This is a genomic window from Plantactinospora sp. KBS50, from assembly GCF_002285795.1.
Taxonomy (GTDB): Bacteria; Actinomycetota; Actinomycetes; order Mycobacteriales; family Micromonosporaceae; genus KBS50.
In genome coordinates, this window is the sequence record NZ_CP022961.1 from 779409 (window position 1) to 795811 (window position 16403).

Below are 16403 nucleotides of genomic sequence, written 5' to 3' on the forward strand. Positions count from 1 at the left end.
GCGACCCGCCGGCCATACTCCAGCCATGACGACGGAGCGCGATGCCGGTGCCGACCTGCGGGTGCACGGTCCGGACCGGGAGCTGGAGCGCCGGCTGGGCGAGGAGTTGACGGCGTACAACAACCGGGCGACCGGCGCCGGCGACGAGTCCGACTTTTCGGTACGGGTGACCGGCCCGGACGGCGACCTGCTGGCCGGCCTGACCGGCTGGACCTGGGGGGACTGCGCCGGGATCAACCTGCTCTGGGTACGCGAGGACAGCCGTGGCCGGGGTTGGGGCGGCCGGCTGCTGCACGCCGCCGAACAGGAGGCCCGGCGGCGTGGCTGCGCGGAGATCTCGGTCTCCTCGTTCTCGTTCCAGGCGCCCGACTTCTACCGCCGGCACGGCTACCAGGACACCGGTCGCCGGGAGGGCATCCCGGGCGGCCACGTCGACCTGCATTTCTGGAAGTCCCTGCGGACCGACCCGGCCGGCGCGGTCCGGCTGGTGGCGCTGGTCGAGATGGCCGCAGGGCAGGTCGAGGCGGGCCGGCGGTACGAGGACGCGGTGTTGAGCCTGCTGCGCCGGCACGGTGGGCGGCTGGAGCGGCGGCTGCGGACCGCGGAGGGGACGGAGGTGCACGTGATCCGGTTCGACTCGCGGACCGGCTACGAGGCCTTCCTGGCCGATCCCGATCGGCTGACCCACCGTGCCGCGCTCGGTGACGCCGCGCCGGTGACCCGGGTGTTGGAGGTGACCGAGGTCTAGGAGGTGGCCGGGGTCCAGGGCACGGTCACATCTCGTACTCCTCGGCCAGGTCCGCCCGCAGCCGCTCCGCGTACGGGGCGATCTCCCGCAGGACGCTCCTGGTCTGCGCCTCGGTGACCGTGACCGCGGCGTCCTGGGGTGGGCGGGCGGCGAGGAACTGGTGCCGGCGGCCGGTCGTCGGGTGGCTGGCGAACAGCGACGCGTCCTCGCGGATGCTCAGTTGCCGCCGCAGCACGATCTGGTCGGTGTGCCGGTCGCGGCAGCCGGCGATGTCCGTACGCCATTCGTGCAGCGCCACGCCGGCCTCACTCGCGCCGCTGACCAGAGAGTGGTACAGCGGCAACCCCGCCAGCGCGTCGAGAAGGCTGAGCGCGGCGGCCGTTCCGCCGGCCTGGGCGGCCAGGACGTCGGCCCGTTGCTCGGCGGCCCGGTCGTGGCCCGATCCGACGACGTTGATCCCCAGGTGCAGCCCGAACAGCAGCCAGGACAGCGTGCCGTTGATGAGACGCAGCAGCTCGTACAGGAGCGCCTCGAATCCGTGCATGCCCTGGTCGAGCCAGTTCGCGGTCGGCGGCCGCAGGATCGACGAGAGGTGTCCGAAGGTCACCCGTGCCGGCCGGGCGAGCAGGCTGCGCCGGGAGTCCTTGTTGGCGATGTGACCCAGTTCGTGCCCGAGAAGCGCCACGATCTCCTCGATCCGGAGGCTGGCCAGCAGCGGCACACCCAGGGTGAGGATGCGCCGACCCCGGATGCCCAGCACGGTGACGGACGCCGTCCAGGAGTACGGGTCGATGATCAGGATGTCCGGCCGTGGTGCGCCGGTGGCCGCGGCGACCTGCCCGATGAGTTCGTGCAGGGCGGGCGTCGTCTCCGGATCGAGCCGGTACCTGCCGCGCAGGTAGCGCCGGACCCGACCGAGCCGGGGCCGCAACGCGTACGCCACGGGTAGCAGCAGCGCCCCGAGCAGGATGTCGAGATTGTGGCGGTGCCAGATGATCAGGTAGAGGCCGCCGATCAGCGCCGCCAGCGGTACCGCGACGAGGATCGCGGACACCGCACAGAGAAAGACGAAGCCGGCACGGGAGGATCCGGTGCCCTCGGTGGTCAGCCGCAGGTCGGCCCGGAATCCGTGCCGGTGGTCCAGCCGCGTCATCGCTCGCCAGTACCACGGCCACTTCTGTGGCGGTGTGTACGCGTCGAGGTTCCACTCGCATGCGGTGCACCACGGTGCCGCTTCCCCGAGGACGGCGAGCGTGGTGCCGCAGTTCGGGCAGGATTCGACGATGCTGGTGGCGGTCACGACAGGATCTTTCGGAAGCGGGCAGCGAAGATCAAGCAACGATCGTGCATCGATGTCCGCCGTCGGCCCATCTCGGGCGGCCCGCCGCCCGGTTCCTGTCGCCGGCAGGCTCGGGCTGGCATCCTGGCTGAACGTGCTGCGCGCGGTTCAGGCCAGCTCAGCGGCGGTGTGGTGGCTCGGACATCGAGGGCTGGAGGCGGAAAACCACCCCACGGGTCGTTGACACATGAACCGGTTAAGATTCATTATTGTCTATCAATCGGGAGGCCTCCGGCCGGGCGGGTCTCCGGACCGTGCCGCGGTGCACCCGCCGCGCCGTGGTTGAGCGGCCGGTCCGGCGCCTCCGCGGGTGACGCCGGGCCGACCGGCCCGGTCAGCCGGCGCCCGGTCCCGCCGCGTCCGGCGCCCGGTCCCGCCGCGCCCGGTCAGACCGGCAGCACCCATTCGTCGTCCCGGAGAAGGTCGACGCTGCCGCTCGGACCGGTGCCGGTCACCGTGAGGCCCTCGCCGCCGATCACCACGTCGGTGTGCACCGTGGAGCGGTTCAACCCCAGCTCGTACCGCTCGTCGTCGCTCTTGGCCAGGCCGCCGGCCACCGCGAACGGGAAGCTGAACCCCCAGGCCACGTGGCAACCGGCGTTCTCGTCGAACAGCGTGTTGTGGAACACGACGCCGGCCTTCGCGATCCGGGAGTCCCGGTCCACCAGCGCGACCTCGCCGAGGCTGCGCGCGCCCTCGTCGGTGTCCAGTTGGGCGCGCACGACGTCCGCTCCCCGGACCGCGGTGGCCTCCGTGATCCGGCCGCCGGCGAACGTCACGACCAGGCCCTCCACCAGCCGGCCGCCGATCACCACGGGCCGGGTGAGCCGGATCCGGCCGTCCGCCCGGCGCCGGTCCGGGCTGGTGAAGACCTCCTCCGTGGGGATGTTCGGCAGGTAGAACAGGCCGCTCGGATCCTCCTCGCCGCCGCCGGTCCACCGCGTCTCGGGCAGCAGCCCGACGGTCAGGTCCGTGCCGGAACCGTGGTAGCGGACCTCGGTGAGTTCGAGCGCGTCGAGTGCCCGTGCACGGGCGGCAAGTTCGGCGTGCCGGTCCCGCCACCGGGTCACCGGATCCGGCTCGTCCAGGCGCATCGCGGTGGCCACCGCCGCCCACAGCCGGTCGGTGTCCGGCTCGCCGAAGACCTGCCGCGCCCAGCCTGGGTTGGGCGCCGCCACCACCGTCCAGCGCAACTGCTCCTCGATCATGGCCTGCTGCATGGCCCGCAACTCCTCCACCGGGCGGGCCGCGACCTTCGCCGGATCCACGTCGTCGAGCAGGTGCGGATCGGCCTCGCCGGCGAGGGTGATGAAGCAGACGCCCTCGGCGGTCCACGAGCGGATCCGTTCCAGCGTCCACGGCCGGGTCCGGGTGAGTTCGGCCGGCGTGGCGTGCAGCAGCCGGGATCGCCGGATCGGGCCGTCGGTCCAGTCGACGTCCACCCAGCCGGCGCCGGCCGCGTACGCCTGCTGGACCACGGCCCGCGCGGTCTCCAGATGCGCGGTGTCGGCTCGGACCACGACGCCCTGATCCGGCTGTACGTTGACGCCGACCCGGACGACCAGGTCGGCGAACCGCTGAAGAAGATCTGTACCCGTCATCCGGCCAGCGTATTTGCCCCACCCCAGCCCTGCTGTCCGATATCGGCGGAGGTCGTCGCGGTCCGGACTCGCCGCAGGTCCGCGCGCGACCGCCCCGCGGTAGCCTCCCGAGGTGCCCGACCCCGCATCGGCCGTGGCCCGGGCCGGCGCGGCGGGCCGTCGGTGGCAACCCCTGCCGCTGCCCGAGCCGCTGGTCGGGGCGTACCTTCGCCGGCTCGGCCTGGACCCGGAAGCCGAACGGCGCGCGACCCCTGCACCGGAGCGGCTGTGCCGGCTACACGCCGCCCACGTCGCCTCGGTCGCGTACGAGACGCTCTGGATCGCGCTCGGCGAGTCGCGCGGAATTGCCCCCGCCGAGTCGGCCCGGTACGTGGTGTGCGGCCGAGGCGGCTACTGCTACCAGCTCAACAGCGCCTTCTCGGCGCTGCTCGCCTCGCTCGGCTACCCGGTGCGCTGGCACCGCGCCGGGGTGCAGCGGCGCCGCGACCCCGCGCCGCCGGGTGCCGACGGCAACCATCTCACCCTGACCGCCCGGGTGGACGGCCGATCGTGGTGGCTGGACGTGGGGCTCGGCGACGGTCCACTGGAGCCCGCGCCGCTCGCCACCACCACCGGACCCGGGTTCCGGCTCCGCCGCTCCGACGTCGTACCCGGCGGGTGGCGGTTGGACCACGAGCCCGGCGGCGGATTCGTCGGGATGGACTTCACGCTCGGCGCGACCGGCCCCGCGGCACTGCTGCCGCGGCACGTCGCCCAGTCCGGCGCGGCCACCTCAAGCTTCGTCCGGGTGGTCACGGTGCAGCGGCGGACGCCGGCCGGGGTTGCCGCGCTGCGCGGCTGTGTGCTGACCGAACGCCCGGCCGCCGACTCCGCGTCGGTCCGGGAGGTTCTCCGGTACGCCGAGTGGCGTGCCCTGTTGGCCGACGGCTTCGGCCTGGTTCTCGACGACGTACCGGCGGACCGGCTTACCGCCGTGTGGCGGCGGCTGCGGGCGGCGCATGCGGAGTGGGACCGGGCCGGGCGTCCCTGACCGGACCGTCGGCCACCTTCGGAGGCGTGGCGAGTCATCCGCCGGATGCCTCAGACGGCCTCGATGAGGTGTCTGGCGGATGACTCGCGCCCGGACACGCGACGGCCCCGGATGGTGGTGGAAGTCAGGGGCGGGCCGGGTTGGAGTTCCGGGACAGCTTGGCCCACCTCTTGCGCTCCTCGGACCGGGCCCGAGCGTCGAACCGCCGAGCCTGGAACGCCAACTCCCGTTGCAGCTTGCGGTGCCGTTCCAACCGGCCCGCGTCGATCTCCCCGCGCTCGATGGCGGCCCGGACCGCGCAGCCCGGCTCCGACTCGTGCCCGCAGTCGGAGAACCGGCACTGCGCCGCGAGGTCGGTGATGTCGGCGTACGCCGCATCGACGCCCTCGGCCGCGTCGGACAGGCCCACCGCACGCAGCCCGGGGGTGTCGATCAGGTAGCCGCCGCCGGGAAGCTCCACGAGTTCCCGCCAGGCGGTCGTGTGCCGGCCCTTGCCGTCCGACTCCCGGACCGCGCCGGTGGCCAGCTCCATCCCGCCGACCAGCCCGTTGATCAGGGTGGACTTGCCGGCGCCGCTGGCACCGATGGCCACCAGTGTCCGGTCCGGAGCGATCATCGCGCGTACCGGGTCGAGGCTGGTGAGGTCGGTGACCGTGACGGGCACGACGTCCACGCCCGGCGCGGCGGCCCCGAACTGGCTCAACGCCGGGCCGACGTCCTCCGGTCGGCAAAGGTCGATCTTGGTGGCCACCAGCAGCGGCTGCGCGCCGGAGGCCCAGGCGAGCGCGAGCAGCCGTTCGACCCGGCCGAGCCGGGCGTCGCGTTCCAGCGGCGCACACACCGCGACGATGTCCAAATTGGCCGCGAGGACCTGCTCGACGGCCCGGCCGCCGACGCCGAGCCGGCGGATTTCGGTGCTGCGTGGCTGGATGCCGGACACCTGGCCGGCGTCGTCGAGCAGCGCCCAGTCGCCCACCGCCACCCCGATGGTGGTGGGCACGGTCCGCGGTCCGTCCGGGGTGGCGAGTACGCAGGACTTCCGCTCCACGCGTACGACGCGGTGAGCGGACGAATAAGAATGGGGCAAGGCAAACTCCGAGTGGGACAGCGCCGCCCGGAAGAGAGAAAGGTCAGTGGGCGGCGGAACGAGGGCAGGGGGCAGCGGTAACGGCAGTCCGGATCATCCGGTCCCACCTCCCTCGGCGTCGCTCGTCGTCTCGGACCCGACGCCGCACACCGTACCGGTCGCGGTGCGCGGCGCAAACCGATTTCCGGTACGCCAGCCCAGCACCCAGCAGCCCGGCAGCCCGGCAGCGTTCGGTGCCGCCGCCATCCGTTCAACCAACCGGATTTGGCGCTGTCACCCGCCCAGCCTGTGTCGCGGCGCAGGCCCGTGCCGGGTCGGGCCGCCCCGTGCCGGCCCGCCCCGGCGCGGACCGGCGTCCGACGCCGACACCTTCGCGCGGTGCGGTAGTTCTACGCGACGGGTACGACAGAATCCGCGCGCCGCCCGGCCGCCGCTGACACCACGCGGCGCACGGGTTACCAGGTGGACCGTCGACGTCGGGCGAACTCATCGGTCGCCCCCGGTGTCGCGACGAAATTTCCGGAATCGGATCGACGGTTCTGCCTATCATCGGCCGGTGTTCCGGCCGAGCTACCCGATCCGCACGGCCCGGCTCGCGTTGCGTCCGATCACCATCGACGACGTTGATGACGTGCACGCGTACCAGCGCCGGCCCGAGGTGTGCCGGTGGATGCTCGGCGCCGAACCCCGCACCATCGCGCAGTCGCACGTGTCGGTCGCGACGATGGCCCGGCAGAACGCGTTGCGCGCCGAGGGCGACGTACTGACCCTGGCCGCCGAGGTCGACCCGTCCGCGGCCGGCGCGAACGGTCCCGGCACCGGCCGGGTGGCCGGCACCGCCCAACTGGTCTGGCACAGCGCGGCCGACCACACCGCCGAGATCGGCTACGTCTTCAACCCCGAGTTCCACGGCCGCGGGCTGGCCACCGAGGCCGTCGTCGGGCTGCTCGGCTGGGGCTTCGACGAGTTCGGGCTGCACCGCGTCTACGGCCGGTGCCACGCCGACAACGAGGCGTCCGCGCGATTGATGAGCCGGATCGGGATGCGGCTGGAGGCCCGGCATGTGCAGAGCTACCGGTTCCGGGGTGGCTGGGCCGATCAACTGGTCTTCGCGATGCTCGCCCGCGAATGGCGATCCCGGTCCCGGACGGGTCCAGGAGGAATTCCATGATGGAGCGCAACGCGGTGGTTCTGCCGGGCGGCCGGTACGGGCCGTACGCGCCGCTGTTGATGTTTTCCGCCGCCGCGGCGCAGGCCCGGTCGGCGCGGATCCATCCGCTCAGTTGGGGTGGCGGATGGGATCCGAACGGCCCTCCGCCGGGCACCCCGCACGTGCCACTGGCCGACCGGATCCCGTGGGTGCGGGACCACGCGACGCCCGTACTGGACGGGCTGCCGGACGACCCTCGGCCGCTGCTGATCGGCAAGTCCCTCGGTACGCTCGCCGCGCCGCTGGCCGCCGACCGCGACCTGCCGGCGGTGTGGCTGACCCCGCTGCTGCACGTCGAGCCGGTCGTGGCGGCGCTGCGCCGCGGCGCCGCGCCGGTGTTGCTGGTCGGCGGTACGGCCGATCTTCAGCACTGGGACGGCGCGCTGGCCCGGACGCTGTCGCCGTACGTGCTGGAGATCCCCGAGGCCGATCATGGGATGCACGTTCCCGGCCCGCTGGCCCGCTCCGCCGAGGTGCTGGGCCGGGTCGCCACCGCCGTCGAGGAGTTCCTGGACACCGCGGTCTGGCCCTGACCAGCGCTCGGCCGGCCCCGAACCGGCCCCGGCCCGGTCGTTAGGTTGGTGGCCGGCCGGGGTAGATCCGGCCGCGATGGCGACCGGCCGGCGGCCGGTGCGCAACCCGGGACGGCGAGCGGCGGGAGGCGGCATGGTGGGGATGGGGTGGTTCCGTCTCGCCGCCGGCCGGCTGCGCCAGGGCTGGGTGCCGATCGCCGAGGCGACGCTCGCGGCCACCCTCGCCTGGATCGTGGACACCCGGTTGATCGGGCATCCGCAGCCGTTCTTCGCCCCGGCGGCCGCGCTGATCGTGCTGGGCCAGACCCGGGGCCAGCGGATCCGCCGGGCGGTGGAGGTGGTGCTGGGGGTGGCCGCCGGGGTGCTGGTGGCCGACCTGGTGATCCAGGCCCTCGGCCCGCGCGGCACCTGGACGATCTTTACGGTGATCCTTCTCACGTTGGGCCTCGCCGTTGCGGTGGGCGCCAGCACGGTGACCGTGGTGCAGGCGGCGGTCTCGGCGCTCTACCTGGTGGTGGTGACGCCCACCACGACCAGCCTGATCCCGTTCCGGTTCGTCGACGCGCTGATCGGCGGTGGCGTCGCGGTGCTGGTCAGCCAGCTCATTACCGCGCGCAATCCGCTGGCCCCGCTGGTGGCGCAGGCCCGCGAGGTCTTCGGCCGGTTGGCCGAGCTGGTGGAGGAGATCACCGAGGCGCTGGAGCGGCACAGCGAGCCCGCCGCGCGGGCCGCACTCGCCCGGGCCAGGACGATGGACGCGACGGTCGACCTGTTGCAGGCGGAGGTCACGGCCGCGGGGGAGGCGCTGCGTCTGCCCGTACGCCGCCGGCGGCGCCTGCACCGGGTGCACGCGGTGGACGCCTCGATCCGGCAGGTCGACTATGCCGTACGGAACGTCCGGGTGCTCGCCCGGGCGGCCGTGACGCTCACCCGGTCGCCGGCCGGGGTACCGGCCGAATTGTTCGCGGCGCTGCGCTCGCTGGCCGCCGCCATCCGGGCGGCCGGCGAGGCGCTGGTCGCCGACCTGCACCTGGACGATGCCCGTGCGGACCGCTGCGCGCAGGAGGCGGAGGAGGCCGCGCTCACGGCCGTACGGGTGGCCGGCGGCCTGTTCGCGCAGGGGCCGCCGCTGCCGCTCATCATGATCATCGGCCAGGTCCGGGCCACCGCCATCGACCTGCTGCGCGGGGTGGGCAATGGCGACGACGCCGAGCTGCTGGGGAAGGTGGACGAGGCGTTCGGGCTGCCCCCGGTCTAGGCCCTGTCCGTGGCCCGCGCCGAGATGGGCCGCCGCCATCCCAGACATGATCAACTCGTCTTCGCCGAACTTGGGGGGTTCAGGGCGCCCGGACACCCCAACTTCGCCGAAGACGAGTTGACCTTGGCCCGAGCTGACCTTGACCCGAGCTGACCTTGACCCGAGCTGACCTTGGCGGGGTGGGCCGAGGTGGGAGCGGGTCGGGGTGGGGGCGGCGCGGCGCGACCACGCCGGTCTGGCGGGTCCGGCCGCGCCGCCCCGATCGGTCAGAACGCGTAGGTCACCGAGATGGTGACGTTCGAGCAGGAGCTGGCGTAGCTGGTCAGCGCGCTCTTCTCGGCGCTGTCGGCGGTCAGCCGCCAGCGCGTCTTGACCGCCGCCCATTCGCCGATGTAGCGGCACCGGTCGTAGGTGGGCATCCACTCGGCCGGGTCCCGGTCGCCCTTGGACTGGTTCACGTTGTCGGTGACTGCGACCAGGGTGCGCGAGTCGGCCAGGTCGTTCGCGTACGACTGGCGCCGGCTGGTGGTCCAGTCGCGGGCGCCGGAGTCCCACGCCTCGGCGAGCGGTACGACGTGGTCGATGTCCAGATCGGACGGATCGGTCCAGTAGGCGGCGTCGTAGTAGGAGTACCAGCGTCCGCCCGTGAGCTTGCAGCCGGACCCGATGCTCGGCGCCGTCACCGCCTCGGCGATCAGCACCTCGTACCGGGTGTTGCAGCCGTTGCCGTCGGCGTCGATCCACAGCGGGAAGAGGCTGCGGTTGTAGCCCGTGCGCACCTCGGCGGCCACCGGAAGGTTGGCGATCATCGTGCGCAGTGGTTGCGAGGTGCTGGCGGCGACCGCGGGGCTGACCAGGCCGAGGGTGGCGGCCACGGTGCTGGCCAGCAGGGTGGCGGCCCAGCGAAGAGTTCGGCTCATCGGTACTCCATCCGATCAAGGGGTTCGGTGGAGATAGTTAGCCTCATGAATGTGTCGGTTGGCAATCGCCAGCGATGAACGATTGTCGAACGTTGCACCCGACCGCCCGCTCCGCCCGGCCGAGCTGTTTCCGGTCGGGCCTGGTCAGCCCGGTCGGGTAGGGCTGGAGTCACGGTCGGGGCCGCGGTTGGAGCCGGAGTCCGGCCGGGCCGGACCGGCGTCGGGCCGCGGCGGGTCAGGTCGGGATCGGGCCGGGTCGCCGGTCGGGCCGGAGCGACTGCATACCGTGCGAATCTGTTCACGAATCGTTTGTTCCGCCAGCGTCGGAAATCTGACCGCGTCCGCCCCGTTGTGCCAGGCAACCACGGTGGTTAAGCTTGGTTTGCGCGCCCCAATCGCCCGCTTCCCCCGTGGCAGGCGATCGGGGCGCGCACCTTTTTGCGGATGACCCGTAACTCCGCCCGGCGACCTGCGCCTTTGCCACGTCGCCGCCCCGGTCCGCCTGATCCCGACGGGGCCGCCGTACGCGCCCCGCCGAGCGGGGTCCGCCCCGTCCGTGGGCCCCCCGGCGCGCAACCCACCGCCCGGCACGCCGAGCACCGCCCGGCACGCCGAGCACCGCCCGGCACGCCAAGCGCCGCCCGGCACGGTGCGCGCACCGGCCGGACGGTCCGAACACGCCTCAGACAGGGCCGGACACGGCCGGACACGTGTTTCCGGCCGGAACCGCCGTCCCGGCCGGAAACACCGCCCAACTCAGATCCAGCGACCGCCCAACCACATCCGGGCCGACCAGTCGGCATAGCTGATCACCTTGCCGACGAAGACCGGATAGAAGTACGCGAAGCAGAGGGCGACCGCCAACACGTACACGCCGGCCACCACGGCGCCCACCATCCGCCGGTCCGCGTCGTCGGACTGCTCCGCGGCGAGCGCCTCCGGTGGTCGGTCCGCCGCGGCCAGCGGTACCCGGGCCGGGCTCATGATGGCGCCCAGGACGTACACCACGGCCAGGACCAGGAACGGCTGTGCCGGAGCCGCGTAGAAGAAGAACATGGTCCGGCTGTCGAAGGCGTACCAGAACCAGGGCAGGATGCCGGCCGCGACGCAGACCAGCAGCGCGCCGGCCCGCCAGTCCCGGCGCGCGATGCCCAACCAGAGGGTGCCGGCCAGGGCGGGCAGGAACGACCACCACAGCAGCGGCGTACCCAGCAGCAGCACCTCGGCCGCGCAACTCGGCGCGCCGCACGGGCCGTTGCTGGACCAGTAGAAGGCGACCGGCCGGCCCAGCAGCAGCCACTGCCACGGCCAGGACTGGTACTTGTGCGGCTTCTCCAGTGTGGTGTGGAACTTGTACGCCTCGACGTGGTAGTGCCAGAGGTCGCGCAGCGCCCCGATCACCGGCGGCTCGGGTCGCCCGTTGTCGGCCAGGTAGTGCCGGAAATAGCCGCCGTCGGTGAGGAACCATCCCGACCACGAGGCGAGGTAGGCGGCCACCACCAGCACGCCGCAGAGCAGCAGCCAGCCCGATTCACCGGCCAGCGTGCTCAGCCACGGCCGGCGCACCCCGGCGGACCGGCGCGCCCCGACGTCCCAGAGCACGGCCAGGATCGCGAAGGCCACCACGAAGTAGATGCCGCTCCACTTCACCGCGAGGGCGCAGCCGAGCAGCACCGCCGAGGCGAGCCGCCACCACGGGACGCCGTGCGGCAGGCGTGCCGGCGACACCCCGGCCTCCAGCGCCCGCAGCCACCGCTCCCGCCGGGCGTCCCGATCCAGCACCAGGGCTCCGAACGCGGCGAACACGAAGAACAGCAGGAAGATGTCCAGCAGGGCGGTCCGGGACAGCACCAGGTGGAAGCCGTCCAACGCCATCAGCAGCCCCGCGGCGCAGCCGAGCGCGGTCGAGTGGAACAACCGGCGGCCGATCCGGACGGCCAGCAGCACCGACAGGGTGCCGATGAGCGCGGCGGAGATCCGCCAGCCGAACTCGGGCGCCGTGGTGGTCAGGTGCCCGGCCACCGAGATGTGTTGGTCGGGGTCGGCGTACCCGAACGCCCACTCGCCGAGCGCGATGAGCCATTTGCCCAACGGCGGATGGACCACGTACGACGGGGTGTTCGTCTCGTAGTTCCACTCGGCGCCGTGGTTGAGCAGACCCCACGAGTCCCGGGCGTAGTAGATCTCGTCGAACACCTTGCCCGGCGGGTGACTCAACCCCACCAGCCGCAGGATGCCGGCGATCACCACCACGACACCGGTGGCCAGCCACGACCACGGGTCGAGCCGTCGGTCGAGGGGTGCCAACCGGCGCCGGGCGGCGCCCAGCACCCCGCCCGAGGATTGACCGGCGCCGCTGTCTGCCGGTGTATCCGCGGCCGGAGTGCCGGCGTTTTCGCCGGTCCGGGTGTTGTCCGGGTCTGTGGTCTGCGCTGTCGACGCCGAGGTCACCCAGTGATCGTAGGCTGCCGGGGTGGGAAACGGTGACTCACACCACCGTCCGCCCGCGATGCGGAACGAGGAAAGAGGAGTGGCCGCGTGCCGGAAAATCCCGAAGGTGGCCGCCTGGTGCTGGTCGGCGCGCCGCTCGGCAACCCCGCCGATGCCTCCGCCCGGCTGGGTGAGGTGTTGGCCGGCGCCGACATCGTGGCCGCGGAGGACACCAGGCGGCTGAGCCGGCTGACCCGGGACCTGTCGGTCACGGTCGCCGGGCGGGTCGTCTCGTACTTCGAGGGCAACGAGGAACGTCGTACCCCCGAACTGGTCCAGGCCCTGCTCGACGGCGCGACCGTGGCGGTGGTCACCGACGGCGGCATGCCCAGCGTCTCCGACCCGGGGTACCGGCTGGTGCGCGGGGCGCTCGCGGCCGGCGTGCCGGTCACCGCGGCGCCGGGTCCGAGCGCGGTGACCACCGCGCTGGCGGTGTCCGGACTGCCCTGCGACCGGTTCTGCTTCGAGGGGTTCCTGCCCCGCTCCGGCGGCGCCCGCCGCAGCCGGCTGCGCGGCCTGGCCGCCGAGGAGCGGACGTTGGTGTTCTTCGAGGCGCCGCACCGGATCGCCGGTGCGCTGGCCGACCTTGCCGAGGCGTTCGGCCCGGACCGCCCGGCCGCGCTCTGCCGGGAGCTGACCAAGACGTACGAGGAGGTGCTGCGCCGCCCGCTGGGGGAGTTGGCCGAGTGGGCCGCGTCGGGCACCGCCCGCGGCGAGATCACCCTGGTGGTGGCCGGCGCGTCGGCCGTGCCGGCGAGCCGTCCCGACGACGACGCGCTGCGGGCGGCGGTGGCCGCGCTGGAAACCGCCGGCTCCTCCCGGCGCGACGCCATCGCGGCCGTGGCCACCGAGTACGGCCTGCGTCGGCGCGAGGTGTACGGCATCGTGCACGCCGACTGACCGGCCCGGCGGTGGCCGGCCGGCTCAGAACGCATACACCAGGAAGCCGGTGAGCAGCAGGACCGGCACGGCCAGCGCGGCGAGCGTGGCGGCGCGCCGGCCGCGGGGTTCCGGCAGTCGACGCGCGCCGGTCGCCCAGACGATGCCCGGACCGCAGCCCAGCGCCGCGGCCAGGCCGAGCAGCCAGCGCAGGTGCCGGTCGGCGACGCCGGCCTCGGCGTACGCCTTGCGGGCCTCGGCGTCGACCATCCGGGCCGCCACCTGGCTGCCGGGGGTCCGGGCGGCGGCGACCACCCCCACCACCGGTACGAGCGGGCTGGTCCAACCGGTACGGGCCGTGAACCTGCCCTGGCAGGCCAGCCCGACGCCGGAGCCGGAGCAGGAGGAGACGGTCGCCACGCCGCGTTCGCCGTGTCCGACCGCCAGCCAGAGCGGTTCGGCGCTGACCCAGCCGAAGAAGCCCGAGGTCAGGGCGAACAGCACCAGCCCGGCCAGCCCGGCCACCGGGTTGCGGGGCGGTGGGGGCGGCCGGGAGGCGCGGTGCGCGGCGGCCCGCGCCGCGCGCCAGCGGCTCAGCCAGGTCTCCCGCTCGTCGCGGACGGGTCGCCCGTCCCAGTGCACCTCCTCGATGGGCAGCCAGAAGGCAGGCTCGTCCACGCCCTCGACCGGGGCGCCCGGTTCGGCCGGTTTCCAGCCCGTGCTCGTGGGGGCGGGCCAGCCGTCCCGGGGCTGCCGGACGGGTGCCCGGCGGGGCAGCGAGCCGATCGGGGCGCCCGTGGTGGCCTCGATCGGATCGCGGGTCTCGCCGGTCTCGGTGGCGTCGACGGCTTCGGCGTCGCCGGCCGGCGGTTCGGTGGCCGGCGGTTCGGTGGCCGGTGGCTCGGCGGGCGGTGGCTCGGTGGCCGGTGGCTCGGCTGGCGGGCTTGCCGGTTTGGCCCGTGCCCGCACCCGCCCGGTGGCCCGCGGCGTCGGGCTGGGCACCCTGGCCCGGGCGCGTACGGTCCCGGCGGGCTCGGCGGGCTCGGCGGTGCCGGCGGTGCCGGCGGGCTCGGCCGCCGGGTCCGGGGCGGGTGCGGCGGGTGGATCCTGGTCGCCGTCCGGGGCGGCCGCCTCGGCCCGGTCCGCCGCGGTCTCGTCGGGTTCAGCGGGCGACCCGGGACCGGCGGGCGACCCGGGATCGGCGGTCGGCTCGGGGGCGGCGGGCGGCGATCCGGCGGGCACGGCCGCCCGGCCACGGGCCGCCGGGCGGCTCCGCGGCGGTACGACGCGGACCGTTCGCTTTTCGGCAGCTTGACCCGGTGCTGGGTCTCCAGTCACGCGGTCATTGGACTACGTGTTACTGATCGAGACCAACAGGTGACTCGGCGTGTCGAAGGGTGAGAAGTTTCCGGCCACCGGCGTACGCGTACCCGCGCCGCGGGCTATTGGTTCGCGGGCGCCGCGGCCCGGTCACTAGGCTTGGCGGTCATGAGCCACGTTCTTGCGGCGGTCGCCTGGCCGTACGCCAACGGCCCGCGCCACATCGGTCACGTCTCCGGGTTCGGCGTGCCCGCCGACGTGTTCAGCCGCTACCTGCGAATGGCCGGCCACGACGTGCTCATGGTCTCCGGTACGGACGAGCACGGCACCCCGATCCAGGTGCAGGCGGACTCCGAGGGGCTGACCGCCCGCGAGCTGGCCGACCGGTACAACCGGGTGATCGTGGCCGACCTGCACGGCCTGGGCCTGTCCTACGACCTGTTCACCCGCACCACCACGCGCAACCACTACGCGGTGGTTCAGGAGATCTTCGAGGGGCTGCACCGCAACGGCTACATCGTGCCGAAGGTGACGATGGGCGCCATCTCCCCGTCCACCGGCCGCACCCTGCCGGACCGCTACATCGAGGGCACCTGCCCGATCTGCGGCTACGACAGCGCCCGCGGTGACCAGTGCGACAACTGCGGCAACCAGCTCGACCCGGTCGACCTGATCAACCCGCGGTCCAGGATCAACGGAGAGACGCCGGAGTTCGTCGAGACCGAGCACTTCTTCCTCGACCTGCCGGCCCTGGCCGGTGCGCTGGCCCGCTGGCTGGACGGCCGGGAGGGCTGGCGACCCAACGTGCTGCGGTTCTCCCGGAACCTGCTGGACGACCTCCAGCCCCGGGCCATCACCCGGGACCTGGAGTGGGGCGTGCCGATCCCGCTGGACGGCTGGCGGGACCGCACCGACAAGCGCATCTACGTCTGGTTCGACGCGGTGATCGGCTACCTGTCCGCCTCGATCGAGTGGGCGCGGCGCAGCGGTGACCCGGAGGCCTGGCGCAGGTGGTGGGCGGCGGACGCCGAGGCCGACCCGGCCGGCGACGTGCCCCGCTCGTACTACTTCATGGGCAAGGACAACATCGTCTTCCACTCGGTGATCTGGCCGGCGCTGCTGCTGGGCTACTCGGGCGAGGGCGACCGGGACGGCAAGCCCGGACAGTACGGCCGGCTGCACCTGCCCACCGAGGTGGTGTCCAGCGAGTTCCTGACCATGGAGGGGCGCAAGTTCTCCTCCTCCCGCCAGGTGGTCATCTACGTCCGGGACTTCCTGGAACGGTACGACGCGGACGCGCTGCGCTACTTCATCGCGGTGGCCGGCCCGGAGAACCAGGACACCGACTTCACCTGGGCGGAATTCCTCCGCCGCAACAACGACGAACTGGTCGCCGGCTGGGGGAACCTGGTCAACCGGTCCATCTCGATGGCCGCCAAGAACTTCGGCGCCATCCCGCCGGTCGACCCGGCCGGCCTCACCGAGGCCGACGAGGCGCTGCTGGCCGCCGTACGGGCCGCCTTCACCACGGTCGGCGACCTGATCGGCCGGCACCGGCAGAAGCAGGCCATCGGCGAGGCGATGCGGGTGGTGGCCGAGGCCAACAAGTACCTGTCCGAGCAGGCGCCGTGGAAGCTCAAGGCCGAGGCCGACAAGCCGCGGATGGGCACCATCCTGCACGTCGCGTTGCAGGCCGTGAGCGACGCCAACATCCTGCTCACCCCGTTCCTGCCGCACGCGGCCCAGAAGATCCACGAGCTGCTCGGCGGTACCGGGGTGCACGCCCCGATGCCGTCGATCGTCCAGGTCGAGGATCTGGACGGCGGCCCGGCGTACCCGGTGCTGACCGGCGACTACACGGTCGGCGCCCGCTGGGAGCCGACGCCGATCGAGGCGGGCCGGCCGCTGGCCGCGCCGAAGCCGGTGTTCCGCAAGCTGGACCCGTCGATCGTCGAGGAGGAACTGGCCCGACTGGCCGGATGAGCCGC

At 73.3% G+C, this 16403-nt stretch carries 13 protein-coding genes; 7 read left to right on the top strand and 6 right to left on the bottom strand.

Going from position 1 to position 16403, the window contains the following annotated elements; all coding sequences use genetic code 11:
• Positions 1-25: 25 nt before the first annotated feature.
• A complete protein-coding gene (locus tag CIK06_RS03555; RefSeq protein ID WP_095563610.1) occupies positions 26-748 on the top strand; it encodes an N-acetyltransferase in 723 nt (240 codons plus the stop codon).
• Between the two features lie 25 nt (positions 749-773).
• Here the strand turns inward: CIK06_RS03555 and CIK06_RS03560 are convergent, their stop codons facing one another.
• Both CIK06_RS03560 and CIK06_RS03565 read right to left on the bottom strand, forming a co-directional pair.
• Positions 774-2048 carry a M48 family metallopeptidase gene (locus CIK06_RS03560; RefSeq protein WP_095563611.1) on the bottom strand — a complete coding sequence of 425 codons (1275 nt, stop codon included), beginning with the start codon at positions 2046-2048 and terminating at the stop codon, positions 774-776.
• A 425-nt stretch (positions 2049-2473) separates the two neighbouring features.
• Positions 2474-3688: an aminopeptidase gene (locus tag CIK06_RS03565; RefSeq protein WP_095563612.1), complete on the bottom strand. Its 1215-nt coding sequence runs from the start codon at positions 3686-3688 to the stop codon at positions 2474-2476.
• A gap of 112 nt (positions 3689-3800) precedes the next feature.
• Here CIK06_RS03565 and CIK06_RS03570 point away from each other — a divergent pair, with 112 nt between their 5' ends.
• Positions 3801-4718 (top strand): arylamine N-acetyltransferase, encoded by a 918-nt coding sequence (locus tag CIK06_RS03570; RefSeq protein ID WP_095563613.1) that lies wholly within the window; start codon positions 3801-3803, stop codon positions 4716-4718.
• Between the two features lie 124 nt (positions 4719-4842).
• Here the strand turns inward: CIK06_RS03570 and rsgA are convergent, their stop codons facing one another.
• Positions 4843-5766, bottom strand: a complete 924-nt coding sequence (rsgA, locus tag CIK06_RS03575; RefSeq protein WP_157756594.1) for a ribosome small subunit-dependent GTPase A — start codon at positions 5764-5766, stop codon at positions 4843-4845.
• A gap of 595 nt (positions 5767-6361) precedes the next feature.
• Between rsgA and CIK06_RS03580 the strand changes: the two genes are divergently transcribed.
• The 3 genes from CIK06_RS03580 (at position 6362) to CIK06_RS03590 (ending at position 8806) form a co-directional block, all read left to right on the top strand.
• Complete coding sequence (locus CIK06_RS03580) at positions 6362-6976, top strand: GNAT family N-acetyltransferase (RefSeq protein WP_095563615.1); 615 nt, start codon at positions 6362-6364, stop codon at positions 6974-6976.
• Entirely contained in the window at positions 6973-7548 is a 576-nt protein-coding gene (locus tag CIK06_RS03585) for an alpha/beta hydrolase (RefSeq protein ID WP_095563616.1), read from the top strand. The genes CIK06_RS03580 and CIK06_RS03585 overlap by 4 nt, the downstream gene beginning before the upstream one ends.
• A 142-nt stretch (positions 7549-7690) precedes the next feature.
• Positions 7691-8806 carry an aromatic acid exporter family protein gene (locus tag CIK06_RS03590; RefSeq protein ID WP_095567534.1) on the top strand — a complete coding sequence of 372 codons (1116 nt, stop codon included), beginning with the start codon at positions 7691-7693 and terminating at the stop codon, positions 8804-8806.
• Positions 8807-9072: 266 nt separating this feature from the next.
• Here CIK06_RS03590 and CIK06_RS03595 read toward each other — a convergent pair whose 3' ends face one another.
• Together CIK06_RS03595 and CIK06_RS03600 are read right to left on the bottom strand one after the other, a co-directional pair.
• Positions 9073-9726, bottom strand: coding sequence for an HNH endonuclease family protein (locus tag CIK06_RS03595; protein WP_095563617.1), 654 nt, complete (start codon positions 9724-9726; stop codon positions 9073-9075).
• A gap of 756 nt (positions 9727-10482) precedes the next feature.
• On the bottom strand, positions 10483-12177 hold the full coding sequence (locus CIK06_RS03600) for a dolichyl-phosphate-mannose--protein mannosyltransferase (RefSeq protein ID WP_095563618.1): 1695 nt from the start codon (positions 12175-12177) through the stop codon (positions 10483-10485).
• Between the two features lie 87 nt (positions 12178-12264).
• Between CIK06_RS03600 and rsmI the strand changes: the two genes are divergently transcribed.
• Positions 12265-13116, top strand: a complete 852-nt coding sequence (rsmI, locus tag CIK06_RS03605; RefSeq protein WP_095563619.1) for a 16S rRNA (cytidine(1402)-2'-O)-methyltransferase — start codon at positions 12265-12267, stop codon at positions 13114-13116.
• 24 nt (positions 13117-13140) lie between these two features.
• Here rsmI and CIK06_RS03610 read toward each other — a convergent pair whose 3' ends face one another.
• Positions 13141-14337, bottom strand: coding sequence for a hypothetical protein (locus tag CIK06_RS03610; RefSeq protein ID WP_095563620.1), 1197 nt, complete (start codon positions 14335-14337; stop codon positions 13141-13143).
• Positions 14338-14583: 246 nt separating this feature from the next.
• On the opposite strand from CIK06_RS03610, the gene metG reads away from it, so the two are divergent.
• The gene (gene metG, locus CIK06_RS03615; RefSeq protein WP_095563621.1) at positions 14584-16398 is read left to right on the top strand and encodes a methionine--tRNA ligase; all 1815 of its coding nucleotides are present in this window, start codon (positions 14584-14586) and stop codon (positions 16396-16398) included.
• Positions 16399-16403: the final 5 nt, after the last annotated feature.